This window comes from Novosphingobium sp. BL-S-33, assembly GCF_056857025.1.
On the sequence record NZ_CM166475.1, the window covers coordinates 567,035 to 592,502 of the forward strand.

Annotated in this window: 23 protein-coding genes and 1 pseudogene; 13 read left to right on the top strand and 11 right to left on the bottom strand. The window is 61.4% G+C overall.

The annotated features are described in order from the left end of the window. The first annotated feature begins 284 nt into the window (after positions 1 to 284). Together AC1VVM_RS19250 and AC1VVM_RS19255 are read left to right on the top strand one after the other, a co-directional pair. The gene (locus tag AC1VVM_RS19250; RefSeq protein ID WP_482905388.1) at positions 285 to 485 is read left to right on the top strand and encodes a hypothetical protein; all 201 of its coding nucleotides are present in this window, start codon (positions 285 to 287) and stop codon (positions 483 to 485) included. Positions 486 to 597: 112 nt separating this feature from the next. Next, positions 598 to 819, top strand: a complete 222-nt coding sequence (locus AC1VVM_RS19255; RefSeq protein WP_482905389.1) for a hypothetical protein — start codon at positions 598 to 600, stop codon at positions 817 to 819. Between the two features lie 71 nt (positions 820 to 890). Here AC1VVM_RS19255 and AC1VVM_RS19260 read toward each other — a convergent pair whose 3' ends face one another. The 4 genes from AC1VVM_RS19260 to AC1VVM_RS19275 all read right to left on the bottom strand — a co-directional run bounded on the left by AC1VVM_RS19260 (position 891) and on the right by AC1VVM_RS19275 (position 4,289). After that, complete coding sequence (locus tag AC1VVM_RS19260) at positions 891 to 1,343, bottom strand: hypothetical protein (RefSeq protein ID WP_482957379.1); 453 nt, start codon at positions 1,341 to 1,343, stop codon at positions 891 to 893. A gap of 304 nt (positions 1,344 to 1,647) precedes the next feature. Beyond that, the gene (locus AC1VVM_RS19265; protein WP_482905392.1) at positions 1,648 to 1,815 is read right to left on the bottom strand and encodes a DUF1328 domain-containing protein; all 168 of its coding nucleotides are present in this window, start codon (positions 1,813 to 1,815) and stop codon (positions 1,648 to 1,650) included. A 243-nt stretch (positions 1,816 to 2,058) separates the two neighbouring features. Then, positions 2,059 to 3,489, bottom strand: a complete 1,431-nt coding sequence (locus tag AC1VVM_RS19270; protein ID WP_482905393.1) for a dihydrolipoyl dehydrogenase — start codon at positions 3,487 to 3,489, stop codon at positions 2,059 to 2,061. A 41-nt stretch (positions 3,490 to 3,530) separates the two neighbouring features. After that, positions 3,531 to 4,289 (bottom strand): hypothetical protein, encoded by a 759-nt coding sequence (locus tag AC1VVM_RS19275; RefSeq protein WP_482957119.1) that lies wholly within the window; start codon positions 4,287 to 4,289, stop codon positions 3,531 to 3,533. Positions 4,290 to 4,922: 633 nt separating this feature from the next. On the opposite strand from AC1VVM_RS19275, the gene AC1VVM_RS19280 reads away from it, so the two are divergent. Next, the gene (locus tag AC1VVM_RS19280) at positions 4,923 to 5,279 is read left to right on the top strand and encodes a TA system antitoxin ParD family protein (protein WP_482957120.1); all 357 of its coding nucleotides are present in this window, start codon (positions 4,923 to 4,925) and stop codon (positions 5,277 to 5,279) included. Then, positions 5,276 to 5,863 carry an ATPase gene (locus AC1VVM_RS19285; RefSeq protein ID WP_482957121.1) on the top strand — a complete coding sequence of 196 codons (588 nt, stop codon included), beginning with the start codon at positions 5,276 to 5,278 and terminating at the stop codon, positions 5,861 to 5,863. The genes AC1VVM_RS19280 and AC1VVM_RS19285 overlap by 4 nt, the downstream gene beginning before the upstream one ends. 322 nt (positions 5,864 to 6,185) lie before the next feature. Here AC1VVM_RS19285 and AC1VVM_RS19290 read toward each other — a convergent pair whose 3' ends face one another. Beyond that, positions 6,186 to 7,409: a patatin-like phospholipase family protein gene (locus tag AC1VVM_RS19290; RefSeq protein WP_482905397.1), complete on the bottom strand. Its 1,224-nt coding sequence runs from the start codon at positions 7,407 to 7,409 to the stop codon at positions 6,186 to 6,188. Between the two features lie 556 nt (positions 7,410 to 7,965). On the opposite strand from AC1VVM_RS19290, the gene AC1VVM_RS19295 reads away from it, so the two are divergent. The 6 genes and pseudogenes from AC1VVM_RS19295 to AC1VVM_RS19320 all read left to right on the top strand — a co-directional run. Continuing rightward, positions 7,966 to 8,610 carry a GNAT family N-acetyltransferase gene (locus tag AC1VVM_RS19295; RefSeq protein WP_482957122.1) on the top strand — a complete coding sequence of 215 codons (645 nt, stop codon included), beginning with the start codon at positions 7,966 to 7,968 and terminating at the stop codon, positions 8,608 to 8,610. A 118-nt stretch (positions 8,611 to 8,728) separates the two neighbouring features. Further along, a complete protein-coding gene (locus AC1VVM_RS19300; protein WP_482905399.1) occupies positions 8,729 to 9,160 on the top strand; it encodes a DUF488 domain-containing protein in 432 nt (143 codons plus the stop codon). 225 nt (positions 9,161 to 9,385) lie between these two features. Next, entirely contained in the window at positions 9,386 to 12,217 is a 2,832-nt protein-coding gene (locus AC1VVM_RS19305; RefSeq protein WP_482957123.1) for a TonB-dependent receptor, read from the top strand. A 58-nt stretch (positions 12,218 to 12,275) separates the two neighbouring features. Further along, positions 12,276 to 14,060 (top strand): arylsulfatase, encoded by a 1,785-nt coding sequence (locus tag AC1VVM_RS19310; RefSeq protein ID WP_482957124.1) that lies wholly within the window; start codon positions 12,276 to 12,278, stop codon positions 14,058 to 14,060. A gap of 181 nt (positions 14,061 to 14,241) precedes the next feature. Further along, positions 14,242 to 14,415, top strand: coding sequence for a helix-turn-helix transcriptional regulator (locus AC1VVM_RS19315; protein ID WP_482905402.1), 174 nt, complete (start codon positions 14,242 to 14,244; stop codon positions 14,413 to 14,415). 79 nt (positions 14,416 to 14,494) lie between these two features. After that, a pseudogene (locus tag AC1VVM_RS19320) lies at positions 14,495 to 14,698 on the top strand (IS3 family transposase); the annotation flags it as partial. A gap of 184 nt (positions 14,699 to 14,882) precedes the next feature. Here the strand turns inward: AC1VVM_RS19320 and AC1VVM_RS19325 are convergent. Further along, the gene (locus AC1VVM_RS19325; RefSeq protein WP_482905403.1) at positions 14,883 to 16,187 is read right to left on the bottom strand and encodes a metallophosphoesterase family protein; all 1,305 of its coding nucleotides are present in this window, start codon (positions 16,185 to 16,187) and stop codon (positions 14,883 to 14,885) included. A 32-nt stretch (positions 16,188 to 16,219) separates the two neighbouring features. Beyond that, on the bottom strand, positions 16,220 to 18,547 hold the full coding sequence (locus AC1VVM_RS19330; RefSeq protein ID WP_482957125.1) for a TonB-dependent receptor: 2,328 nt from the start codon (positions 18,545 to 18,547) through the stop codon (positions 16,220 to 16,222). A gap of 97 nt (positions 18,548 to 18,644) precedes the next feature. Here AC1VVM_RS19330 and AC1VVM_RS19335 point away from each other — a divergent pair, with 97 nt between their 5' ends. After that, complete coding sequence (locus tag AC1VVM_RS19335; RefSeq protein WP_482957126.1) at positions 18,645 to 19,259, top strand: TetR/AcrR family transcriptional regulator; 615 nt, start codon at positions 18,645 to 18,647, stop codon at positions 19,257 to 19,259. 673 nt (positions 19,260 to 19,932) lie between these two features. On the opposite strand, the gene AC1VVM_RS19340 is transcribed toward AC1VVM_RS19335, so the two are convergent. From AC1VVM_RS19340 to AC1VVM_RS19355, 4 genes are all read right to left on the bottom strand, one after another. Further along, positions 19,933 to 20,223, bottom strand: coding sequence for a GNAT family N-acetyltransferase (locus AC1VVM_RS19340; RefSeq protein WP_482905406.1), 291 nt, complete (start codon positions 20,221 to 20,223; stop codon positions 19,933 to 19,935). 100 nt (positions 20,224 to 20,323) lie between these two features. Continuing rightward, positions 20,324 to 20,638: a hypothetical protein gene (locus AC1VVM_RS19345; protein WP_482905407.1), complete on the bottom strand. Its 315-nt coding sequence runs from the start codon at positions 20,636 to 20,638 to the stop codon at positions 20,324 to 20,326. A gap of 788 nt (positions 20,639 to 21,426) precedes the next feature. Beyond that, complete coding sequence (locus AC1VVM_RS19350; protein WP_482957127.1) at positions 21,427 to 22,503, bottom strand: LLM class flavin-dependent oxidoreductase; 1,077 nt, start codon at positions 22,501 to 22,503, stop codon at positions 21,427 to 21,429. Positions 22,504 to 22,550: 47 nt separating this feature from the next. Next, positions 22,551 to 23,462, bottom strand: coding sequence for a TauD/TfdA dioxygenase family protein (locus AC1VVM_RS19355; RefSeq protein ID WP_482957128.1), 912 nt, complete (start codon positions 23,460 to 23,462; stop codon positions 22,551 to 22,553). Between the two features lie 210 nt (positions 23,463 to 23,672). Here AC1VVM_RS19355 and AC1VVM_RS19360 point away from each other — a divergent pair, with 210 nt between their 5' ends. Continuing rightward, a complete protein-coding gene (locus AC1VVM_RS19360) occupies positions 23,673 to 24,431 on the top strand; it encodes a TetR/AcrR family transcriptional regulator (RefSeq protein ID WP_482957129.1) in 759 nt (252 codons plus the stop codon). 59 nt (positions 24,432 to 24,490) lie between these two features. Beyond that, positions 24,491 to 25,462 carry a TauD/TfdA dioxygenase family protein gene (locus tag AC1VVM_RS19365; RefSeq protein ID WP_482957130.1) on the top strand — a complete coding sequence of 324 codons (972 nt, stop codon included), beginning with the start codon at positions 24,491 to 24,493 and terminating at the stop codon, positions 25,460 to 25,462. Positions 25,463 to 25,468: the final 6 nt, after the last annotated feature.

Sequence of the window (25,468 nt, forward strand, 5' to 3'; positions counted from 1 at the left end):
CAATGTCAGAACCGAAGCCGGAGACGCAATGAGCACCAAGGGCGCCTTGATGGGGCCTGCATCGCGGTGCCGGATACCTAGGGAGCCCCACCGCTAACGCGTCTCTTCCCTTACACACCGCAGAAACGCGGATTGCGACCTTTTATCGACCGCGCCCGAACCCCGCAGTATGCCGCAGAGGAGCGTCGATTCATCGCATCGAGAATGGATCGCAACCTCGTTCGATTGGAGAACTTGCAGGTCGTTTTGGTGAAGCGAGCCATTGTCCGCGCATGGAGAACGCTATGGCGATCTATACGCTCAAGTTCCATGAAGACCACCATGGCCTTGCCAAGAATATCAGGTTCGAGGCTACCGACCCGGGCCTCGCTCTCTTGATCGCCAAGAAAGAAGCGCCCGATCGACCCGCCGAACTGTGGGACGGCTCGCGAAAGCTTTGTACGCTCAAACAGACCGACGCGGGTGTGTGGGAGATCGGGGCGTGATCCATCAGCCATCGTATGCCGATGTCGGACAGCTTTGGCCGGCCGGGAACTCTTCAAGGGCTGCTGCAGTTTGTCAGTCCGCAAGCGCCTGGAAGAACGATGGAGGTCAGGCATGAAGATCTATACACTGCGGTTTTCGGACGATGGCGAGGGCGTTGCGAGGCGCATCGAATTCAAGGCCGAGGATCTCACTGGCGCGCTCATCATTGCCCATCGCGAGGCGGATCGCAGAACGGCTGAACTGTGGGAAGGTGCAAGCAAGCTATGCACCATTCGGCGCGAAGCCAATGAGAACGAAGCCCCCGCCTTTTCGCAGCGTCGGCAGATGGCCTGACTGTCGGCGGGTAGCAAATCCAGTTTGTCGCCCCTTGGCACCGCGCGGGGTTTGATTGTCTCGGGAAATGATCAGGGGCGGCGCGTCACGTGGCGTATTGCGACGAAAAGGCTGCAGTCGGCTTTTATGCGCTCGAAGCCGTTTGCACCGGCCAGTTCGCGTACGACCTGATCGGAATGATTGCTCGCCGAAAGGACAAGGGCCCAATTGATGCAGTCGTCGCAGATCGGATCCGGAGAGAGCCATGAGATCAACTTTTCGATGGCGTAAAGCGCGTCAGCCTGAATTGCTGTCCTGGTATTGGTCCTGTCACCGATTTCGTGCCACCCTGATATGACCACGACAATGAAGTCTCGCAAATGCGCGGCAGCAGATTGCCGAGCGCGAGAACGCTTCACGACAAGATCAGTGCTGGGCGCGGACGGCGGGCTTACGCTGAACGGATCGGTCGTGGATTTACTGTCATTCCTGGCAAGGAATGCGTTCACCTGTTCGGCGGCGAGGACGCGGCGAACATTCGCCAATGTCAGTCGCGTACCTGTACAATCCAATTCGTAGACACTTTGCGCTCTGGTGATCGGCGTTGGTGCTCGATTTCGGCTTGTGGAAACAAGGCCAAGGTCGCGGAATTTCGGCGGCGCAAGCGTGCGCCGCTACCGACGTGTGACGCCGGCCAAGGAACGCAGATTTCGCCCCCTCCCCTTTGGACAGGAATGGGCACATCATACGGCAGGAGAGCGCACTCGATAGCCTCCTGCCGTAAGATCTGGAACTTCAGGCTACGGACGACAGTCTCTGGCGAACAGAGATATGTCGATCCGTCATGCTTCAAGGCATCCTTCTGCCCCGACCGAAGAAGTAGCCAAGAACCAGGATCACCACCGCAACGAGCAGGAAGAGCTTTGCAAGGCTGACAGAAAGACCTGCTACGCCGCCAAAGCCCAGAAGCGCCGCGATTAACGCGACAACGGCAAAAATGATGGCCCAGCGAAACATGAGGGCTCTCCTTTATATAAACGCTGCGCCGACCTTTTCGAGCAGCTCTCTTGCAGAACTTTCGGCCGCCCCCGGTGTTCCAAGAGATGTTGCGAAGGCCGACGCCAATTATAGAGAGCGAGTTTGGTATTTTCCCGGCGCGGCTTCTGCGCTGCCCGTCCTGGAGGCAGTTGTATCGCCCGAATTGGTTGTCGTGCTCTCGAAAATTGGCAGATCACGCGGTGCCTTTCGTGAAGCGGGCCATCACGCGCCCGCGGGCGTACCGGCATCCTGATCGGGAGGGAGCGCGATGGGCGTAGCGGCACAGATGGTGCGGAGTGCCTTTTTCAATCCTTCCTCGATGGTCGGATGATAGAAGGGCATGGCCAGAAGCTGCGTCGCAGTTAAGCCGCCCTGCACCGCCCAGGCCAGCATGTGTGCCAGATGCTCGCCCGCAGGCGTGATCAGATCGGCACCGATCAGCCTCCCGTCGGGCGCTGAGGCGTAGAGAGTCAGCACCCCGCAATTGAGCCCGTCAACGCGCGCGCGGCCCTGATCGGAAAAATCCGCCGATCCGGTGACCGTCCCCTCCTCTTCCGCCTTGCCGATCGTGGCCAGCACCGGTTCGGTGAAAGTGATGGCAATGGGCGTGTTGCGCGCCGCCGGGATCGGCGCGGGATAGGCAGCGGCGTTGCGGCCGGCGATGGCGCCCTCGTGCGAAGCTTCGTGCAGGAGCGGCAGATCGGCCGCTGCATCTCCTGCCAGGAAGACAGCGCTTTCCCCGCAGCGCATCGTCGTGCGTTCGTGGAGGGGAACGCCATGATCGTCGAGGTCGAGCCCGGCCTTGTCGAGATCGAGCCCGTCCAGCTGCGGCTTTCGCCCGACGGCGACGAGCGCCTTATCAAATTCCGCCTCGCCCTCGCTCGCGCCGCTCCAGTTCAGGCGCACGCCACGCTCTGTCGCATAGGGCATGACGTCGACGCCGAGATGCAGGGCGAGATCATCTTCCAGAACCTCGCGCAACCGGCCATGGACTTTGTTGCAGCGCACTTTGGCCATGCGCGCGCCCTTGTCGAACAGCGCGACTTCAACGCCAAGGTGGGCGAACGCCTGCGCCAGTTCGAGGCCGATGGCGCCCGAGCCGACCACCGCCAGGCGTTTCGGCAGGTCCGCCAGTTCGAACACCGTGTCGCTGGTGAGCGCTGCCTCCCCCAGCGCCGCGAAAGGCGCGGGCAGGATCGGCGCAGAGCCGGTAGCGATGACGATCGCCCGCGCTTCCACGCGCCGCCCGTCGTCGAGAATGAGGCGGCCGGGCCCCTCGAAACGGGCGTGTGCGTGGATCGCCACGTCCTTTGGCAGCCGGGTGATCGACTCGCGTACCAGGCGGGCGAACCGGTCACGCTCCGCGCGCACGCGCTGCAGGACGGAAGGACCATCGATCCTGACGCCATCGACCTCTATCCCGAACAGGCTCGCTCGCCCGATACGCGCGGCTTCACGGGCTGCGGCGATCAGCAGCTTGGAGGGCATGCAGCCCACCCGCGCGCACGTGGTCCCGTTGAAATCGGGATCGATCAACAGGGTGGAGGCCCTGTTCTTGCGCGCGGCGCGCTCGGCAGCGAGACCGGCGGTGCCGGCGCCGATTACCGCGACATCGGTCTGCAGGACAATCGTGCGGGCTTGATTCTCGCTCATGGGCTGGGTGCTTCCGATGGATTGGGGAGGATGTGCCGGCATTAGCCGTGACGCGCGCGGTGACGGTCGAGTGTCCTGGCGGCAGCGGAAAGCGCATGCGTCACTTCCTCGTGCCAGGCACCGGGACGCAGGCGCCGCACGGCCAAATGGGCGGCGCAGACGATCGGCGTTTCCGCCCAGTTGTGTGCCAGAGCCCGCGTCCATGCAGCAAAATCGTCGGCGGCGCCGGGGCGGTGCTGCAGAGCCTTTCCCAGCATCGGATGAAAGCGCAGCCGCGACTGGGAGAGGACGTGGCCGAGCAAGCCAGGAGCCGCCAGCACCATCAGCGTGTCGTCGACATGGACGATGCCGCTTTCCCGGTGCCGGACGAGGACGGAGGCGGCATGGACGGCGTCATCCGCGGTCACCAGATCGAGCCCGGCAGGGACTGAAAAGTCGAGATCCGGGAACGTGGCCTGCGTTGTCTGGTCCTCTATTGCGTCAGGCTCCCACGGTAGTTCGGGCGCCCGTTCGCGGTGCCGCCGTGTGCCGAACAACCGCGCATGCGGCGCCAGTTCATGGGCGGCGGCGCAGTGCAGCGTGTGAAAGGGGTGGACGTTGATGATCGTGTCGATTGCATCGCCGTTTCCGGTAAGGCTGAGCAGCGCATTGCGGTCGTCACCGGACACGCCGTAGCTGTCGATAAGGGTGAAGCGCCCTCCTGGCCTTCGCACCAGAGACATCTGGGTGCCAAGATTGACGATCTTTGCGATCTTGAACGAGCCGCGGAAATTCCAGAAATTCTCGGCAAGCTTTTGCATGGCCGGCTTGGCTCCGTTTCCAGGGTGATAACGATCGACCGTGGATGCGAATGCAAACCGCTGAGGTGGTCATCGTTCCTGCCGAAAATGGTGCTGAGGAGCGGAACTAGGTGAGCCGCGCGGCGAAACAGCGATTGATCCGCGCTCGAACGCCGCGTTTACCTGCAATCCGTCGTGGATGCCGCCGCTGCCTTCTCAGACTTTCCGCGCGGACGACTGCCGGTTGGATTTCATCAAAGCGATGGCGAGGCTTTGATGAAATCCTGGTCACGATCCGGAATTTCAGGAACTGATAGCCCGTGGCCCCTCCCTCCCCTCCAACCTTCGCTGCCGACACAGTGGCCATTGTCAGGAGAAATCGGCTTCCTGATAGCCCGCCATAGGCTCAGGCGATCGGATTCCACACACAAGGCCGATCTTCGCGCGGCGCTCTGGTTTCTGTCGACCGCGGCTAGGTTGATGAACACTGGGTCCGAACGCGCCTCAATCATCGACATTGCGAACGTCCGGTAAGTACACTCAAGCTGCCCCAATTACGCTTGTTTGCGAAATCAGGACACCTGACGAGTGCCACTGGATCGAACACTTGAAAGTAAGGTGGCAAAATGCCACCTCCGGATACAGAGGTCATCCGTGGCCCAATCAATCAAGCTTGCCGATGACATCTTGAAGATCGTACGTCGCGAATCCGAACTGCAAAGTCGGTCCGTCGCGGGCCAAGTCGCGCATTGGGTGCGCATCGGTCGCGCGATTGAGCAGTCTGGCCATTTTGATCATGCCAGAATCACAGCGGCCCTGGCGGGGCAAATCGAGTCCACCGCGCTCACTAGCGAAGAAAAGGACGTCTGGCTCGACAGCTTCGCCGAAAAGATGGGGCAGCCCGGGCCTGACGAGAAACCCTATTTCCCTGGTCGGCGGCAGCTTGGCCTCGGCGTCGGCCTCGATGCTGCCGGTAATCTCATAAGCGAGAAAACTGCAAGCAAGGCATGAAACCGACGATGATAGTGCTTGCCGGACCAAATGGTGCCGGCAAGTCCACTCTCTATCAGCTTCGCGTTGCACCCAGCTTTGCGGGTCCGTTCATAAACGCTGACGTCATCCAGCGTGACGAAGTCCGTGATCCATCACCAGAGGCATCTTACGAGGCCGCACAGATCGCCACCTCGCGCCGAGCCAAGTATCTCGCGCAGGGGCAGGACTTCGTAACCGAGACCGTCTTCTCACATCCGTCTAAGCTTGAGCTCGTAGACGAGGCCCGCGCCAGCGGCTTCACCGTCATCGTGATGAATGTCGGCGTCGATACGCCGGAGCTATCCGTAGCTCGTGTAGGCGCTCGTGTGGAAGAAGGGGGACACATCGTGCCGGAAGAGAAAATCCGCACCTGCTGCGCGCGTGGCATGCCGTTCATTCGAGCGGCAATCTGCAAGGCTGACCGCGGCATGGTCTTCGACAATTCCCGCCTCAATCACCCTCCAAGCCATTGCCTTACCTTCTCGGCCGGGCGGCTGATTTTCGCTTTGCCTCATCTGCCCAGCTGGATCATGTCCGTCTACGCGGCAGACGTATACATCTAGACCCGCCAACTAAACTGCCGTTCGCGGCTCTGAAGCATCTCCATTGTAGCAGCCATACGTTCCCGTTGACGCCCAGGGCAACGGAAGGCCGCTTTTCCAAAGGCCAATAATCAGCCAGAAAGGCCTGAATGCTGGGATAATGGCCGGTCCCAGAGATCGTTCCAGATAGCATTCCGCGCCGATGGTTAATATTGACCGGTTGACCGCGCCCTCTGCGAATGATGCATGATCAACGCAATGCCTTAGCGAATTTGCGGCTCAGAAAGCCTTCTGCGCTCCATTGCAAGGGCAGATCAGACGAACCGTCCGGCAGCTGAGCCAATCATTTTTCGTAACCGGGCGGAAATTTCTGCCAGGGGTAACCTACCGTCGCCATCTGCCGGCCGGTGGCGAACAGGTGCTGCATGTAGTTGGTATCGAATTCTTCGCGATGAGGCACGTTGAATGTCGCGGGGATAAAGGCGAGATTATACTCGATCCCATCGCGCTGGGTGGTCGTGAAAATTCTGTAGAGGTCTCCGATCCCCTGAGTTTGGGTAAGCGATGAAATGGCGCGCGTCGCAACCGGCAACGTGCGCCGGTCGACACTCGCCCAGTCTGGATCAAGCCGTGCATTGCGGATCACATAAAGGTATCGCTTGCGCCCTTGGACACCACCAGCCTGGTCGATGCGAAGCGACGGGGGATAGAAGAACACCTGCGCCATCGTGCCGCCGTCCGCGTGCATCTCCTGATATTTTGTCCCCTCGACAGTAACGTCAAGCATAACAGGCGGGAAGGCGCCGGGGATCGAAGCGGACGCCACCAGCACGCGTCGAAACAATTCGGGCGCCCGCGGATCCTTGCTCGACGCGATCGCCGTCATGTTCCAGACGACGGGCTCGAGCGAATCCAGGTTGGCAGTGCCGACAAGCAGCAATCGGCCTTTGGCATATTCTGCGGCTATAGCATCAAGCAGCGCTTTGTCCGTGTAGCGTTTAACCAGTTTGTACAGTGGTGTCGTGTCGGCCATGGCATCGCTGAAGAAGCCTTTGATCATGCCGCGCATCTTGAATATGTCGGCCTGTGAAGTCTTGGTATAGACGTCCTCTAGCACCTTGTCATATTTCGGACCGAGGAATGCGAAAGGCGCGATCAGTGCTCCCGTGCTCACGCCCGTAACCGCCTTGAATTCGGGCCGCGTCCCGGTGGCGGTCCAGCCATTCAGAAGGCCCGCGCCAAATGCGCCATTGTCTCCCCCGCCGGAGATGGCGAGAAAATAGACCGGCGGCAACGGCCCCGTCTGGCCGGTACTGGCGCGATAGGCCAACTCCTTGGCGAGCGACGCCTTTGCTTCCGCTTCGAAACCTGAGGCGTCACGGCGCACGAAGTAGCGGATCTGCCCCATCCCGAGGTCGGCCTCGCCCGTCATCGCGGTTGGAACTGCCGGAAGGCGTTGAGGCGTCGCACAGCCGGTTACCGTCATCTGCACGATCAGGAGCGCTGAAAGGCAGCGGAGCCAGAGCCGCACCCGCGATGTCGAAACGCCGCTCATTGCTTCCATCATTCCGCCCTCCGCGCGCTTCGGCAACGCTAGGACACGGCAGATCACAGCGACATCAGGAAAAACGCGGAGTGCAGTTGGCGGAAATGCTGATCAGCGGGAAGCTGCAAAAGAAGCACCAAGGGCGATAGGAAGGACCGGCAGGCCAGCTAAGCTGTCACTGCGTGGTGGAGCGCTGACATGGCCAAGATTTTTATCATTGTCGGTTTTCTTATCTGCATAGCTGCCGCCTTGATCATAACGTTGCTTTCCGATTCCGATGAGACCGACAGGTAGACGCGGACGTCAGCCACGGCGGCGGTACGGGAAAGTCTGTAAATCGTTGGAAAAGCCTGATCGCTGCCGCCTGCCCGACGTTGTCTCATCTGGCCGATCCCAGGGCAACTACCGCCAGCACTTCGGCCGTTCGCCGACCCAAACTCGTTCCCTCAAAGCGGCCGATCATTCATGGACCGCGCGGCGGCCGGGGACCGATTACCTTGCGTCAAGCAGAGTGAATTGGGATTCTTGCCCAAGCGCTTTGGGGGTTGCAAGGTGGCTGCCGTTTCATTTGCGAGAGATGATGAGCAATCAAGGCCTTGATCCTATCGTCCTGAATGCATGGCTCTCGGCACGTTCCGTCGCGCGTGGACTGTCTTTGCCAGTGCCTGAATACGGGGGATTTCGTGTCGATTCTAAGTCGGATGCCGAGATCGCCCGTTGGGTTTTCCCTAAGGTTGGCGCGGGTCTCGAAGAACTGGCGCGCACCATCAGCGAACCTCGCCATTTTTTGAAACTTTGCGGCGAGGCCGACCAACTGCGGGCGGCATTACCGGCGGGCTGGGAGATTCATGCTCCGAGCTACTTTATACAGGCCACTCGCCAGCACCCTCCCGCGATACCCCTAGCCCACGGGTATAAAATCGAAGCTAAGAAAGTCGGCATGGTGATCGAGGCGCGCATCGTTTCCCGAACGGGTGCGCTTGCAGCAAGCGGTTACGCAGCGGAGGCCTGCGGTGTCTTTGTCTATGACCGGATCGCGACAGAGCCCGAGCACCGCCGGAAGGGACTTGGGCGCGTCCTAATGCGGACTCTGCATGACGCTCGGCAGCGTTCGAGCGCCCCCGAGTTGTTGGTCGCCACCCAAGACGGCCGAGCCCTCTATTCGAAGCTTGGATGGCAGACAATCTCGCCATATTCGACGACGTCAATCCTCACTCCGTAGCGGCGGCTTGGGCGCAAAGCGAAAGAAGGGCCCTACCCTGCGCCTCTACCACCCCCCAACTGAAGAGCATTATTCTTGATTCCGCGCAAATTTCATTTGGGATATTTGTGACTTCATTATGCGTATCTTCACTATTGGCTACGAAGGCGTCACTCAGACGGCCTTAATCGAAGCCCTGCGATTGGCGGGCGTCGCGCTTCTGGCCGACGTACGGGCCGTGCCGCTCTCTCGCCGGCCGGGCTTTTCCAAGAATGTACTTGCCGCCGGATTACGCGAAGCCGGAATCGACTATATCGGCCTGAAGGCGCTTGGCACCCCGCCAGAAGGCCGCGAGGCGGCGCGAAAGCATAATCACGCCAGGCTCGCCGAAGTGTATGCCGGGCAATTGGAGCTGCCGGAGGCGATGGCACAGATGGCCCGGCTGCGCTCGTTGGTAGAGGAACATTCCACTGCGCTGCTTTGCTTCGAGAGAGATCCGGCTTGCTGCCATCGCTCTCTCTTGGCGGATGCCGCGCTGCCAGAAGCAGAAGTCATCCATCTGTTTGTTTGAGCGACGATTGCGGCGCCGGCCCGCAGTAGGAGAGCTTCGTTTGCACCAAGCACAACTATCTTGCTGATATTTGTCAACTTTTTAGGTTGAGTTAATCGCAGGGCTCGAAAGCCCTCGGCCGAGGCGACCGCGCCAGGCAGATCCTTCAAACCGAACTTTCCGAAACGCCTGCCCGTGCGCTGCCCGGCAGGCGCCGTCGGCGTTCGTCATGAATTCAGGGGCTACATGAGATTGATCACGTTGGCGGGCCGTCGTCATTCACTACTGTTGCACGCAGGATACGTTTCCATTTCGATCGCGGCGCTCTCGGCAAGCGGTGCGGCAGGGGCGCAGGAAGCCGCTCCAGCAGAAGGCCAGGCGAGTGATATTGTCGTCACCGGCATTCGCCAGTCGCTGGAACGCGCTGCGCAGATCAAGCAGCAGGCACCGCAAATCGTCGATTCGATCGTCTCGGAAGATATCGGCAAGTTCCCCGATCCCACGACGGCGGCAGCGCTACAGCGCGTTCCGGGCGTACAGGTGTCGGTCACCCAGTCGAACGAGATCGGCAATGTGCGCATCCGCGGTCTGGGCGACATCCTGACCACGCTCGATGGCCGCGAGATCATCACCACCACCGGCCGCACGTTCGCAATGCAAGACCTGCCTGCCGATGCACTGTCACGGATAGACGTAATCAAGTCCAATACGGCGGACCTGATCGAAGGCGGCATAGCCGGCATTATCGATCTGCAGGTCAACAAGCCGTTCAACTTCAGCAAGCCGACGATCGTTGTCAACGCGCACGGCAACTACGGCGTGAAATCGGACAGGGTCGATCCGCAGGTGAGCATTCTCGCCACCGATACCTGGGATACCGGGATCGGCGAAATCGGCGCGCTGCTCAACGTCAGCTGGGCCAAGACGCATTACAATCACCCGCGTACCCGTGAGGGCGTGCGCCGCGCAGCACAGGGGACCGGCATTCCCTACAATTTGCCGGGCGTGCTTTTGCCCAACGTCGTTGAGAGCCACTCGGACTATGGTTGGTACGAGCGCCCCCAGGCCAATGCCTCGCTTCAGTGGCAGGCCTCGGACAGCGTCCAGGTCTATGCCGACGGGCTCTACACGGGCTATCGCTCGCAGAGCCAATGGTCGTTGGCCAATGCGCAGCTGTTCCTGCCGGGCACGCGCATTTCCAACATCGAACTGTCCGACGATTGCATCACGGCGCGGGCCCGCAATGACAGCGGCCAGTCGCCCCTTCCCAGCGGCACCCCGCCCACGCTTCCCGCCTTCAATGTGCAGGAACTCTGCCAGGTCCAGTCAGCAACGATCTCCAACGCCGTAAGCGAGCAGAAGACCTACAGCTACGACAACCGGACCGACGGCTGGCTTGCCGCGATCGGGGCGAAATTCGATCGCGACGGCGTAAGCGCCAAGGCCGACGTGTCGTACCAACGATCGATCAACACTTCCGAGACTGTCCTGGCGGTGGTCGGCCAGCGAATCCCGACCTTCCAGTACACCGCGAACAGCGGCAGCGGAGCGACGGCCACCACGCCCGGCGATCCACTCTTGTCTTCTTCGAACCTTGTGCTCAGCGAAGGCCTCGACCAGAACTTCAGCCGCTCGGTGGGCGACTTGTTCCAGGCGCGGATCGATACCAGCTTCGACATCGACAGCAATTTGCTCCGCAAGTTCCAGGCAGGCATCCGCTATGCGGATCGCGGCAGCGAGTTCCAGCAGGCTATCGTGAGCAAGGCGGCGCCCGGCGGGGTAATCGGGTCTGCCAGCGAGGCCAGCGCAGTGAGGGTCGATGCCTCGGGGCTGCCGAGCGACTATCTCACGCTCATGCCCGGCGTCCCGCAGTTCAACGACGGATCGGGCGCTCTGGTGCCCAATCCCGACTTCCTGCGTACGGACGAAGGCCGCGACGCACTCCGGACACTCTACGGTCTACCCACCGGCGATCCCGCCTATCAGCCGGAGCGTGCCTTCTACGCCACCGAGAAGACGATCGCGGGGTATGCCCAGTTCAATTATGAGACGCCGATCACCTCGGGGATCACACTGGACGGCATCTTCGGCGTACGTCCGACCCGTACCGAACGCACGATACGCGGCTCGAGCGTGGTGACGATCCCGGCATCGGGCGGTCAGCCCGCGCGCACGGAAATCCGGCCGCTTTCGCAGACCACCACCGATACCGACGTGCTGCCCAACGCCAGCGCGCGGCTTCAGTTCGGCGGCGGCCTTCAGCTGCGGGCGAGCTACGCGAAGACGATCCGCCGCCCGGATTTTGCCTCGCTCAATCCGGGGCTGACGTATTCACTGTCCACCAACCCCAACATCCTCAACGCGGGCTCCGCTGGCAATCCGGACCTGCGCCCGCAGAAATCGGACAGCTACGACCTCAGTCTCGAATATTATTTCCGACGCGGCTTCATCGCCGTGGCTCTCTACAAGCGCGACATTACCGACCGCGTGGTGACCGCTTCTGCCAACGAGGTCATCGACGGGATCAACTATTCGATCAGCCGCCCGCGCAATATCGGCCAGGCCGAATTGCAGGGCATCGAAGTCAGCGGCCAGACATTCTTCGACTTCCTACCGGGCGCTTTGTCCGGCCTGGGGGTCATGGGCAACTTCACTTATGCCGATACCGAAGTGAAGGGCAGCGACCGGCTCGCCGGCCTGCCGCTGCAGGGCGTGTCGAAGTACAACTTCAACACCGGGCTGCTTTATGAAAAATCGGGCTTTTCTGGCCGCCTGATCTACACGTGGCGCTCGAAATATTATGACAGCGACGAGACCGGCGCGCTCGGTATCCGCGAAGTCGATCCGGCACGGGCCAGCGATGCAACCTACAACCCGCTCCTGCTCAACTACGTACGCCCTAGCGGACGGCTCGACTTCGGACTGAGCTGGGACGTCAACGACCGGCTCCGCTTTGATCTGGGCGGCACCAATATCCTCGGCGCTAAGTACCGCGGCTACTACAACCAGCCTGCTTACGGGCAGGAGTATCGGTACGACGAGACGACCTACACTGCCGGCGTCCGCGTCCGCATCTGACGACTGGTCGGGGCACGGTGCACCCGTGCCCCGCAGCACCATCCACGGGAGAATAAGTTTGCGCGAAACCACCAATTCCGGAATCGTGGGCCCGCGCCGTCGCTTCCTTCAGAAGCTGGCCTTGCTCGGCTCCCTCGCCGCGATGGGCGGCCCCGCCAGTGCGAGCCTGCTCGGCGAACTGCCGTTCACTCCGACCAGTCGCCCGCGCAAGCGGCCCAACATGATCGTGATCCTGGGCGACGATATCGGCTATTCCGACATCGGTGCGTTTGGCGGCGAGGTCGACACGCCTAATCTCAACGCGCTGGCCAAGCGCTCGGTCAACTTCACCAATTTTTACAACATGGCTCGCTGCTGCCCCTCGCGTGCCTCGCTGCTCACCGGACGCTATCCACACCGCGTAAACATGGCGGGCAACGGCACCAGCCTCTCGCTCGAAGTGCCTACGGTTGCCGAGGAACTGCGCCGCGCGGGCTATGCCACCACGATGGTCGGCAAATGGCACCTCACCGCTGCGGAGCCGATTGCGGACAAGGCCGAGCATCTCAAGTGGATCAACCATCAGGCCCATTTCGACCGCGATTTCGGGGATCGCCGCACATATCCCGCCGCTCGCGGCTTCCAGCATCATTGGGGGATCATCTGGGGCGTGGTGAACTATCACGATCCCTTCAGCCTCGTGAACGACTTCCAGCCGGTAAGGTCCGTCCCCGAGGGGTTCTATTTCACCGACGCGATCAGCGATCATGCGGTGGGCGAAGTGAAGCGCCTCGCCAAGGGCTCCGATCCCTTCATGATGTATCTGGCCTATACGGCGGCGCACTGGCCGCTGATGGCTCCTGCGGCCCTGATCGAGAAGTATATCCCGCGCTTTTCCGCCGGCTGGAACCAGATCCGGCAGGACCGCTATGCCCGCCAGATCAAGTTCGGGCTTGTCGATCCCGCCGTCGACCGGCTCGATGCGGTTGAAAGTCGCTACGAGCACAACGCCTCGATTCCGTGGGAGCGCCTGACCGACGAGCAGCGCACGGTACAGGTGCGAAAAATGGCGACGCATGCCGCCATGATCGAAGTGATGGATCAAGGCATCGGCCGGCTGGTTCAGGCGCTCAAGGATACTGGGCAATTTGAAGATACGCTGATCGTCTTCACTATCGACAACGGCGCTTCGCCCGAAGTGATGGTCGAGGCAGGCTACGACCGCTGGAGCGAGACGCGCGACGGCCGCAAGGTCGCGTACGGCGAGTATCCAGAACACGAGATCGGCGACGACCAGACGATGGCCTGCCTCGGCGCGCAATGGGCCAGCGCGGCGAACACCCCCTGGCGCTACTGGAAGGCGGAAAGCTACCAGGGCGGTACCCACGCACCGTTCCTGATGAGCTGGCCTGCGGCATTGGGCGCACGCGAAGATACGCGCGTGAGCACGCCCGCGCATATCATCGATGTGACGCCGACCCTGCTCGACCTTGCCGGTGTTACCCCGCGCACGGACAAGGCTCCCATCGACGGTGTTTCGCTCGCCGGCGTGTTCGAAGGCAAGCCGATCCCGGCGAACCGCCCTTTCTTCTTCGAACATTACGGCGCCCGCGCGGTAATCGACGGCCGCTGGAAGCTCGTCTCGCTGGCCCCGGGAGGGCAGCGGGGCGACCTTGCCTGGGCCCTCTATGATCTCGAGAACGACCGGACCGAGACGCAGGACGTTCGCCAACTCTATCCTGAAGTGGTCGCACGACTGGACAAGCTCTGGCTCGATTGGGCCCGTAATGTCGGCGTTCCCCTGCGCGGCGGCGTGCTCGGCACGCCGCTGGAGATCGGCCCCCAGGCGCATTTCAGTGATTGACCGGAGACGCGATGCGCGCGCGCACTGCCGAAAGCAGTTTTATCGCGTAATTCCTCGGGCAGACGTGCTGCGAGGAAGCTCGGCCGATTGACGCCCTGACTTGAACTGATGAGGATCGGATCCAAAGGATGTAGGCCGGGCCATCTTCGGCGATTTCGGCAATTTCAGTGTCGAAATTCCCATGTTCCCAGATACCCTGCATTCGTCGATATCGGCCGACATGGCGATCCGCTTCGAAAAGGCATTCGGGATCAAGGCCGATACCCTGCTTCGCATGCAGTCGGCCTATGACCTCGCTGGCGCACGCGCGCATGAAGATGAGATCAAGGTAGAACGGATCGCAGAAGCAGCTTAGGTATAGTCGCTGTTGATTGCCACTGAGGATTGCCCCGGGGGGATGTGGACGAAAACTTGGACCACCATGGAGGTAGTTCATGTATCCCCACGCAGACAGGATCCGGACGGTTGAGCTGTATCTCAAGCTTGGCAAGCGGATTAGGGCGACCATTCGCCAGCTGGGCTATCCCACCAAGAATGCGCTTAAAGATTGGTGCCGAGATTACGAGCAGCAGCAGGATTTGCGAGTGCGCTGTGCACCTCGAGCGCCGAAGTATTCCGAGGCCAGAAAGCAGGCGGCTGAACTGATGCGGTGGAGCCCCAATCACCCCATCTGTTTGAAAAGTGCCCAACCGGGCATTTTCGGCGCGGCTCCGCCTCTCCCCTTCCCGATCCGACCACCAATCGGGGTAAGCTCGTAAGAGAAGAGGGGCGGGGCCGCAAAATTCGCATTCAGCTAATTTTCAAACAAGCTCCAAGCGATAGCTATTTCGCGGCGATCTTGCCGACCTTGTCGAAGCGCGCGCGGAAGTCGGTCAGGTCGATGGTGAAATCGTCCGCCTTCATGTATTCGGCGTCGGAAAGCTGGGGCTTCTCACCGGCCTTGTACCATTCGGCATACTTGGGCGCTTCGACGCTGTTGACCTTGTAGTGCGTCGAATAGGTCCGGACTTTCACTTGCGGCACCTTGGGCGCCATGTCGAACGTCATCAGGCGCAGCCAGCCATCGCCGATGCCCATGCCGGGCTCCAGCTTCGCACCGGCATCCTTGGCGGTCTGCGCACGGTCCTGATAGTCGGCGAGGACCTGATAGACCGGGTGGCCGAAGCGGTTGCTGTCGGTGCGGAAGGCCTGCGCATGCTCGTGGCCGCAGAGGACCATGAAGATCTGGTCGTTCTGGCTGATGAACTTGTCCCAGATCATCTGCGGGCTGTTGTCCTCCGGATCGACGGCGGCATTGTCGATCATCGGATTCGGCAGGCGGTTTCCGGCCGTGTCGAGGAAGTCATGCATGGACACGATCGTCGGCAGGCCGGGATAGCGCTTGATGATTTCCGCCGCCCACTTCAGCGAATCGTTCGGCGCATCGAACTGCAGGCCGATGTGGAGGAAGCGATAGCCGCCCGCCGTGAAGATCTGGGCGCTGTCGGCGCCGTCGTCATGGCTGGCCACGTACCAGGACTGGCCCTTGAAGTACTTCGACTGATCCGAGAACACCTTCTTCCAGTTGGAAAGCCCGCCCGAGTGCAGCATGCCCACGTCCGCCGCGCTGCGGACTTGCGCGGCAGGCGGATGGTTCGAATCCGTCCACATAGCGTCGTAGTCGTGATTGCCCGGTACGACCGAGAACGGTACCTTGCCTACGAGCATGTCCCAGCCCTGCCCAACGGTCGGCATTTCAACCGTATGGACCTTTTCGGTGGGCGCGAAGTGCGCCTCCATCATTGGGTTGGGCGCGCGCTTGAATCCGCGCGCGGCATGCGCCGGATCGATCATCATCGACTGGTGCTGCCAGTTGTCGCCCAGCCCGTCGACGAAGGCGATGTCGCCGCCGGCGCTCTTCAGGTTGGCGGCGACGAAGGCCATCTGATCAAGGAACAGCTTGCTGGCGTCGAACGTGAAGCCCTCGGCCGTCTGGTGCGTGTAATCGACGTAGTTCTGCGTGTCGGGGATCACCGCGATGGTGAAGCTGCCGTCCTTGGCCTGGGCGGGCGCGGCGGCCAAGGTAATTCCGGATGCGATGCCGGTAAGGCAGGTGCAGGCGACAAGAAGGCGGGAAAGCGTTTTCATGGGCTTAACTCCGAAGGGTCTCAGGAAAAGGGTCAGAACGAGAAGCGCAAGGTCGCGCCGTATGTCGCCGGATCGCCGAAGAAGGCGACGTAGGTGCCGGGAAGCACCGAGCCGTAGTTGAAGTAGTTGCTGGCGTACTTCTTGTCGGTGACGTTGCGGCCCCAGACCGACAGGTCCCAGCGATCGTCGAGCCGCAGCCCCATGCGCAAGTTGAGCAAGCCGTAGCCGCCGGTCTTGGTCAGTTCGGAATCGTCGAGCGAGCCGTAATACTTCGAGCGGAACGAGTATTCCGCGCTGGCATAGCCGACCAGGCCCGAGGCCAGTTCATGCTGGTAGTCGCCGTTGATGCCCGTGGTCCACTTCGGTGCGCCGGCGATCGGACGGCCCGAGAGGTCGCACGTGGCCTGACCCGTCACTTCGATCGGGCACGGACCTGCGGAATATTCGCGGTACTTGGCATCGTTGTAGGCGACGAAACCGTGGATCGAGAGGCCGTTCACCGGACGCACCGTGCCTTCAAACTCGACACCCCGCGTGCGCGCGCTGCCGGCGTTGGTCAGCAGCTGAACGACCTGGTTGTTGACCTCCATCAACACGTTGGCCTGATAGTTGCGGATGTCAGTATTGAACACGCTGAGGTTGAGGGTCAGCGCGTGGCTCAGGAAGTCGCCCTTGATGCCGACTTCATAGTTGGTCGCCGTCTCGGGCAGGACCTTCAGCGCCTCGGCATCGAGCCCGGCCGGCGGCAGCGTGGTGTTGAGGCCGCCCGCCTTCTGCCCGCGCGAAATCAGGGCATAGGCCATGACTTGCGGATTGAAGCGGTAGTCTGTGCTGATCAGGAACGACGGCGCGGTATTGCTGATGCGCGCGTGGATCGGGCCTGCCGCCTGCGATGCGAGCGCGGCGACCGGATCGCCGGTCGCATTGCTGACCGGCACCGGGCGGGTAACGTCTTCTTCCTTGGTCTCATACGTCACGCGAAGGCCGCCGGTCACGTTCCACTGCGGGGTGACGTGCCAGTTGACCTGACCGAAAGCGGCAATGCTGTTGGTCTCGGGCGCGGCCTTGGTGTCCCAACGGGTGCCGTTATAGGCCAGCAGGGTCGCCAGTGCGGGCGAATAGGGCGCATAGGCCTTGAGCGTCGCGGTCGGCATGCCGGCAAGCCACGCGGCAGCCTGGTCCCCATAGGAAACGTACTGCGTCGTATCGACCTTCTGGTGGAAGTAGTAGAGGCCGCCGACCGCATCGAAGTTGCCCATGCGCGGAAGCGCGAGGCGCACTTCCTGCGTGAACTGGCGATCCTTGATGTGGTAGCCGCCGTACAGGGCATCGGCGCTGCTGCCCTCGGTGTCCGAAGCGGAATCGTACTGCCAGTAGCGATAGGCCGTCAGCGAGGTGAGCGTGAAGCCGCCGCCGAAGGTCCAGTTGACCTCGGCCGAGCCCGCGCCCTGGCGGGTGCCCGTGCTGTAAGGCCCGCCCGCTGCCGTCGTCAGGCCGTCGGGATCGATCGTCAGAATTGCGCCGGTGGCATCGAGCTTGGTCTGGATCGCGGCGGGCGTAAGGCCCCAGCTGGGGATCACGGTGACCGCGCCGGAGCTTTGCTGCTCGCGCGCATATTCGCCAATCAGGCGCACGCTGAGATCGTTGGAAGGCTTGTAGAGCAGTTGGAGCCGCACGCCGCGACGGCCCAGATCGCTGACCTTGTCGCCATTCGCGATGTTCTTCACGATCCCGTCGCGCGTGGTGTCGTAACCCGTCAGGCGGAAGGCGAGGTTGTCGGTGATCGGGCCGGTCAGAGTGCCCTGATACTGCTGGTAGTTGAAGCGGCCGTACGTCACCGCCGCGCGGCCACTCCAGTCGAACTGCGGCAGTTCGGTGGTGATGTTGACGGCGCCTGCCGTGGTGTTCTTGCCGAACAGCGTGCCCTGCGGACCGCGCAGCACTTCGATCTGCGCAATGTCGATCAGGTCGGACGCAGCCATGCCCGGGCGGCCGAGATAGACGCCGTCGACGAAGACGCCGGCACTGTTCTCAAGCCCATCGCTGCCCGGATTGTTGCCGATGCCGCGGATCGAGATGCTGGTCTGGTGACCGTTAGTAACGACGACATTGGTGCTTGGGACGAGCTGGTTCAGGTCCTCCAGACGGATGTGATCGTTACGGCGCAGGTCATCTCCGCCGATCGCGGTGATCGCCAGCGGCACGTCGCCGATCCGCTCGCGCGTCTTACGCGCGGTAACGACGATGTCGGCCTGCGAGCCGCCGTCCGCATCTGCGGGTTGCGCCGGAGCCTCCTCCGCATAGGCTTGTCCGACGCTCAGCGCGAGGACACTCGAAAACAATGCCAGTTTATTGATCACGACCCGAATCCCTACTTCGATTGCGATTTACGAGACGAGCGTGTATCGTTATTTTATGACAGAATTGTGAGACGTTAGAGGTTTACGGGGGACAGGAATGACCGAAGGAAGCAAAGCACTGGAGCCGGTATCGACGCCCGCACGGGGGCGGGGCCGCCCGCGCGACGAGGAAAAGGACGCGGCCATCGCCGAGGCCACATGGCGGCTTCTGGCGGAGAAAGGCTATGAAGCACTCACATTCGAAAGCGTGGCGGAACTGGTCGGATGCAGCCGCTCGACGCTCTATCGCCGCTTCGCCAACAAGGCCGAACTGGTCGAGGCGACGCTGGGCCAGACCTCGCGCCGGATCGAACCGAGGATCGACGATTCGATGAGCCCGCGCGAAGTGCTGATCGCGCATGCCCGCGCGCTCTGCACTTACATGGCGGGTCCGCGCGGCCCGGCAACGCTGATGATGTCTTTCAGTGCCGAACACCATGCCGAACTGGCTGCCGCCATCGCCCGCCACGGCATGAACGAGCAGACCTTCTACTTGCGCGAGTTCGAACGCGCCCGTCCCGGCACGTCCGAACAGGTGCGCGACTTCGCGTTCAACACGTTGATCGGCACGATCATCTTCCACGTCGCGGTACTGCGCACGACATTGACCGAACGGCAGATCGTCCGGCTCGTGGACGGCGCGCTCACGCTCCTGGAGATGGAGCCAGGGTGATGGACCCGAATTTTCTGGGCCAAGGTCAAGGATTCAGTATTGGCAAGCGGGCTTATCCCACATCGCGATCCGACTTTCTCCGGGTTTCACGATGTCCGCCGGCATGTCCATCATGACGGACGGAATTGGGCTGGCATTTGTTGATTTCACAGGATGCGTACGGGCAAAGCGCAAAGCATCCTTGATTCCATGGCGCCGGGGGCAGTGTTCCGCTGCATCAAGGCAGGGTTGGACGATGCTGGAGGCTCACGGAGCGCATATGAATGCCTTGGCAGGCCTGGGCATCAACATGGCAGGCGTTTTCGTTGGCGAAGATCGGAAAGACAGCTTCGAGATTTGTGACGAAAGCTGCTTCCGCGATCTGATGTTGGAGACTTCAGCTGACGGGGCTGCCGACACTTTGCCAATCCGACGGGGTTTATCATGCATCCGTCTCCGCAAGAGCGGCAACGTTTAGTACGCGCGACATATTTCTAGGGCATCTACGTGCCTCCCAGTCGGACAGCATGTGATGCCAATGGGTGCGTGGCTATTGCTTCCATCCAAAGCAGCGGACTGGCGTTCCAGTAATCGGGTGGGCTGTATCCTCCACAACCCGTAGACCGTGGGGCTCATAGAAGCGGTGCCCGGCGGCATTGGTCACGGGCGTCCGAAGTGTGAAGCCTGTCGCAAGCTACCGCTTTGCTTCATCGAGCAGCGCAGCGCCAATGCCTTGGCGTTGAGCGTCTGGCGCGACGAAAAGCTGATCGAGAATGCGTTGCTCAGGAATGGTCGCAAGCAGCCCGACGATATGGCCGCCAACCACAGCAACGTTCAAACACCAGCCATTTTCGATGCTAATCCGGTCCAGCAAAGTGCTTGTGTCATCGAGGGCAGGTGCACCTCCATCCATCAGGCTAACGCTTTCATACCAAATGGCAGCGATAGTTTCGTGTTCGCTGGGCTGAACCAGTCTGAATTCCATGTAAGTTCCAATTATCCCCGGCAACGCGGACCGACCGCATTCGGGATCGTCAAGAAGCCGCCGTATGTCTGATGCGCAGCGACGCGCCTTGCGCTAAGCTCTAACAGACACCGATCGGCGCGCGCTTTAGCAATGAGGGACATGCCACCACCCTTACCGCGAGGATGTCAGCGGGCGCGCATAGGATCGTCCCATCAATCCAGAAATCGTCAAGGGCGAGGCGGTAGCTGCAGTAGATGTGATCCGCTTCGAAATTAATCCCGACGATCCGCGTCCAGCCCAACCCCACGCGGTTGATGTAAGCTTCCACCTCGTCTCCGCGCGCTTCGGAATCGAGAATGCGCTTTGCCAACTCGATTGAAATCGCTGTGTCGTTCTCTGGTCTGGTCATCTCAACCGCGCCATTGCCGGACAATCATGAACCCCATTTTGATACATGGTCATATCATCGTCAAGTAAATGTCATTGCTAAGACACACGATGCCTACTGCCTGATTTCAAGCCTTTAGTCATGGCCGAATTTGATCTGCTCTTCTCAGCGCTCAATGCCGAGGATAAAAATGCCATTGAGATGAGTTTTGCCGTGGTTACGGATCTTGTGAGCGAGTTCCCTAACTCTGCACACCGATATTCCTGGCCGCGAAAGAATAGCTCTTCGAATAACGCGAGCGAATTTAGTGCTTGCATCCTATCGAGCGCCCCCAGATGCTCGCTGCGAGCGTCCAACGCAGCCGTCTCGACATTCTGTTCTCAAAGCGAGCGCGCTAAAACCTCAATGAACGGGCGCTTAAACCCTCGTTGTTCCGATAGGAGCCGCTCCGGATCGTCCCTCCTTGCGGTCGTTTTTGGCCTGGGGTCAGGGAACCTTTATGAACGGCACCCTTCTCGGGTCAGCGACCGGAAGGGGACTAACCGGTTCGTCCGACGACACGGCCCTTGGGCCCGGCCGGAGTCGGCACTGCGGTCATGGCATGTTTTAGGAGAGGCTCGGGGAACTTGAACGACCGCGATGAGGCGCGTTGCAGTTCGTTCGGTGTCGGCCGAAATAGCCACGTCAATCTTGATCAGAGAACGGGCAAATCTGCCGCTCGAACCGATTTGTCGTTGAAAAGCCGAACACATTGCCGCCGCATGTTGGCAGTACGATCTCGGATACCCAGCGTGATGGGCGAGAAGACGGCGGGGTAGCGCGGATGGACTGGCTCAGGCCGTCACTCGCGCGCTCTCCTTCAAGCGAGGCATGACTTTCTCCGCGAAAGTCCGCATCTGCCGGTAGACTTCGTCGTAGGGCATGCCGCCGAAGCTGAAATTGGCGATAATCCAGTAGTCGCCGACCATTTCCGCTCGCGCGAAATGCTTTTCGACCAATTGGTCGGGGGTGCCGATCATGTTGCCGGAGATGTAGTCACGATAGGCCTTGTCCGGGCCGCCCGCCGCTTCGGCCGCTTCGCCCAGATAAACATATGTCGAATAGGACGGGAGGCTGCGGAAATGCTCGCCGCCGAACTCGTAATGCTGGGCAACCTGCTGGAACTGCGCGGCAAAGTACTTGTCGGTATAATCGATCACCTGCTGCTCGTCCTCGAAGCAGACGACGAAATCGCTGATGATGAAAGGCGGCGCGGGTTCGCCGTGGAGCGTGGCGAAAGTCTCGCGGTAGAAGTCGATCTCGGGCAACGCCTTGGCCCAGTCGCCTTGCGAAAACCGCAGCGTGCGCAGGCCGAGTTGGGCTGCTTCCTCCACCGAGGATCGCGACATCGAGACCATGACGCAGCGTTCTTTCGACCAACCCTCAGGCCGGGGCCGAACTTCAACACGCGGTTGAGGGAAGTGCGGTCCGGCGCCTTCCACGAATCCGGTTTCCAGCCCCCTCAGGATCATCGGTGCCGCCTCGTCGAAGCGTTCGCGGGAATCCGCTAGATCGGTGCGAAAGCCGGTAAATTCGCGCCGTGCTGCGCCGCGTCCCATGCCCAGGATCACGCGGCCGTTGCTGAGATGGTCGAGCATGGCGGTCTTTTCTACCACGCGCAGCGGATCGTTCCACGGCAGAATGACCGCCGCGGGCATCAGCTTGATTGTGCTCGTCTTCGCGGCGACGTAAGTCAGCAGTTGCAGCGGATCGGGACAGGCGGCGTAGTCGGTGAAGTGGTGTTCCACCGCCGCGGCGAAGTCGAAGCCCATGGCCTCGGCCTCAATCGCGAGCTGGGTCTCGCGGCGGAAGAAATCGCCGTCCGGCATGCCGTGGAGATTCTGGAAGCCCAGGTGGATACCGACCTGCATGTTGCTCATCCTCGTATTGCGTTGGGTCAGTGGTCGCATTCAGCCTTTCAGGCCGGCGCCGTGACAGGTTCCTCGCCGTTGAGCGTGCAGCGATGCAGTTCGCGTCCGCTTTCACGGTCGAACGGTTCCACGCGGTGCATCGTGCCGGTATTGTCCCAGATCGCGAGATCGCCCGGCTGCCACTTGTGACGGTAGACGTACTGGTCCTGCGTGGCGTGGATCATCAGGCGCTGGAGCAGGTCATGGCTTTCCGCCGGCTCCATGCCTTCGACATAGGCACCCGACGTACTGAGGACGAGAGAACGCGCGCCCGAACGGTGCTGCCAGACCAGCGGATGCGAACGCTGCGGATAGGAACTCCACAGCGCGAACTCCTCCACCGTGCAATCGCGCTTGGCGGGAAAAAGCGCCGCCTGCATCGTGTGGACCACGCGCAGCTTTTCGAGCCGCCGCTGTTCTTCCTCGGCAAGGTCCGCAAAGGCGGCGCAAGTATTGGCGAAGAGCGTATCACCGCCCCGGTTGGACAAGCGCACAGGTGCCAGCAGCGTGGCGAAAGGCGGAACCTCTTCGTAAGTGCCGTCCATGTGCCAGAGCTGGTTGCCGAACAGGAAGCGCGCGTATTCGGGGTTGCGTGTCTCATCGAGCGTCACGCGGAGCACGCCGCCATCGCCTTCGGCCAGCACCGCGCCGTCGGCACCGCGTCGCGCCTTGCCGATGCGCAATTCGCCAAGGCTGCGTGCGATCGTGCGCAATTCTTCGTCATCGACACCTAAGCCGCGTATCACCACGACACCGCGCTCGGCCAGTAAGGCGCGAATTTGCGCAGCGTGGCGGCCAGCAAGCAACGCGGCCTTGTCGATCATGAGCTGAGAGCCAATGCGCGGGGTGAGCGGGAGAGCCGCCTTCCCACTCGACGGCATGGCCGCTTCGGATTCGGAAATTCCGCCTGCGAATCCCACGTCCGCCTCTCCTCTGCCGGCTTTGCGCCGCGCTATGTCCTATTATCCTTTCGTGGCTTGACCGACACGGTTGCTGAGCCGATTATCACCCGTATCGTTTCATACATACGCGTATTACCCACACATTCCATCACCTGGTAGGAAAATGCAAGCATTTAACACCTACGTCGTTTTAATTGTATCCCAATGCCGGGCGGGGGAGGTGTGAAGGTGATCGAAGGGCACGTAGCTCCGCCAAGCCGGGGGCCGGGACGCCCCTCGCTCAGCAACGAGGAATTGCTCGACCGTGCGCTGGTACTGTTCCTGGAAAGCGGGTTCGAGCGCACCAGCATCGACGCCATTTGCGCGGCAGCGGGCATGGCGAAACGCACCTTTTATCAGCGCTATGGCGACAAGCTCACCTTCTTCAAGGCCGCGCTGGAGCGCGCGATCGAGGACTGGATACTGCCCCTCGAAACGCTCGAGGCCTGCGAGAGCGACGATTTCGAGGACACTCTGCTACGCATCGGCCGCCTCCTCGTTGCGAATGTAATGAGCGAGGACGGCATCCGCCTGCTGCGGATCACCAACGCCGAATCCGCCAGAATTCCGGAGATCGGCGCTTTCACTTATAATGCCGGCACCGGCCCGACCGTCGATTGGCTGGCCGGCCTGTTCCGCCGCCGCCTCGAATGCGGCGAGGAGCAGGCACGCAACGCCGCAATTGCTTATATGTACATCGTCGTGTGCGGTCCGCCCACCGTGACGGCCTGGGGCATGACCGTCGGCGCCGACGAGATCGAGAGCAACATCCGCTATGCCGTCCACGTGCTGCTTCACGGCCTCTTGTCCGGAGCGGACGGCCGCAGAGCCCCGGCAGGCAACGGCGCGCCGGAAACCGCGACTTTGGAACTCCAACAACTGAGGCGCGAAAACGAGCAGTTGCGGCGACTGCTGGTCGATTCAATGCTGAATGCACAGATGCCGTAGAAACGGCGGCGCGCTACCGATGAAACGATCGGGGCGCCAAATGGAAAGGGATGCAAGGAATGGGCGCATTGAGGATCGAATCGCTCAGACAGGACCTGCCTTTCGGCGTGCGCATTTCCGGTGTCACGCACGCGGTTCTGGCGGACGAAGCCAGCCGCCGGGTGATCTTCGATGCCTTCGAGCGCGAGGGGCTGATCGTCTTCGACGGGATCGAGCAGAGCGACGAGATGCAGGTGGCCTTGAGCGGCGTATTCGGCCCGCTCAAGGAACATCCGCTGAAGGAAGTCAGCCGGGTCGATGCCAGCAAGTTGCCCGGCGTCGTCGAGATCAAGCAGGAACCCAACGCATCGGGCGTCGTCGAGATCGAAGGCAAGCAACTCGCGCACTGGCTGCCCTGGCACTTCGACCATTGCTACAACAACGAGCTCAATCGGGCTGGTGTGCTGCGGGCGACCCGGATCACGCCCGAGGGTGGGCTTACCGGCTTCGTCGACGGACTGGCGCTTTATCGCGCCTTTCCGGCTGACCTGCGCGATCGGCTCGAACAGGCGCAAATCCTCTATACGCTCAACGTCGCCTATCAGACCAACCGTTTCGGCCAGCCTGAGACCTTGCGCGTGGTCCGCGAAAAGCCGGGTGCGCTCGAAATGATGGAAAATCGGAAAGGCGCGCCGCGCGCAATCCATCCGGCGATCTGGACACGCGCCGATGGCGGGCGCTGCCTTCACGTTTCACCCTACATGGCCGACGGCATTCTCGGGCTGGAGACGCCGGAAGGCGAGGCGCTGCTGGAAGAGGTCTGCCAGACTGTCAACCGCATCGCCGCCGCCCAAAGCTATCACCACGGATGGCGGCTTGATCAGATGTTGATCTGGGACAACTGGCGCATGCTCCATGCCGTCTCGGGCAACGACCCGGCGCTTGGCCGCACTATGCAGCGCACCACGATTGCCGGAGATTATGGCCTAGGTCGTTTCGAATTCGCCCCGGCCGCCGCAATGAACGACATAACGACATCGGTGAGAATGTAGGGTCCT

Bases quoted from the DNA above. Each gene is read 5' to 3' on its own strand.
- AC1VVM_RS19305 (WP_482957123.1), top strand. From the start codon at position 9,386: ATGAGATTGATCACGTTGGCGGGCCGTCGTCATTCACTACTGTTGCAC.
- AC1VVM_RS19335 (WP_482957126.1), top strand. From the start codon at position 18,645: ATGACCGAAGGAAGCAAAGCACTGGAGCCGGTATCGACGCCCGCACGG.
- AC1VVM_RS19255 (WP_482905389.1), top strand. From the start codon at position 598: ATGAAGATCTATACACTGCGGTTTTCGGACGATGGCGAGGGCGTTGCG.
- AC1VVM_RS19290 (WP_482905397.1), bottom strand. From the start codon at position 7,409: ATGATGGAAGCAATGAGCGGCGTTTCGACATCGCGGGTGCGGCTCTGG.
- AC1VVM_RS19275 (WP_482957119.1), bottom strand. From the start codon at position 4,289: ATGCAAAAGCTTGCCGAGAATTTCTGGAATTTCCGCGGCTCGTTCAAG.
- AC1VVM_RS19325 (WP_482905403.1), bottom strand. From the start codon at position 16,187: ATGAAAACGCTTTCCCGCCTTCTTGTCGCCTGCACCTGCCTTACCGGC.
- AC1VVM_RS19265 (WP_482905392.1), bottom strand. From the start codon at position 1,815: ATGTTTCGCTGGGCCATCATTTTTGCCGTTGTCGCGTTAATCGCGGCG.
- AC1VVM_RS19340 (WP_482905406.1), bottom strand. From the start codon at position 20,223: ATGGAATTCAGACTGGTTCAGCCCAGCGAACACGAAACTATCGCTGCC.
- AC1VVM_RS19365 (WP_482957130.1), top strand. From the start codon at position 24,491: ATGGGCGCATTGAGGATCGAATCGCTCAGACAGGACCTGCCTTTCGGC.
- AC1VVM_RS19295 (WP_482957122.1), top strand. From the start codon at position 7,966: ATGATGAGCAATCAAGGCCTTGATCCTATCGTCCTGAATGCATGGCTC.
- AC1VVM_RS19315 (WP_482905402.1), top strand. From the start codon at position 14,242: ATGTTCCCAGATACCCTGCATTCGTCGATATCGGCCGACATGGCGATC.
- AC1VVM_RS19350 (WP_482957127.1), bottom strand. From the start codon at position 22,503: ATGCAGGTCGGTATCCACCTGGGCTTCCAGAATCTCCACGGCATGCCG.
- AC1VVM_RS19285 (WP_482957121.1), top strand. From the start codon at position 5,276: ATGAAACCGACGATGATAGTGCTTGCCGGACCAAATGGTGCCGGCAAG.
- AC1VVM_RS19300 (WP_482905399.1), top strand. From the start codon at position 8,729: ATGCGTATCTTCACTATTGGCTACGAAGGCGTCACTCAGACGGCCTTA.
- AC1VVM_RS19250 (WP_482905388.1), top strand. From the start codon at position 285: ATGGCGATCTATACGCTCAAGTTCCATGAAGACCACCATGGCCTTGCC.
- AC1VVM_RS19270 (WP_482905393.1), bottom strand. From the start codon at position 3,489: ATGAGCGAGAATCAAGCCCGCACGATTGTCCTGCAGACCGATGTCGCG.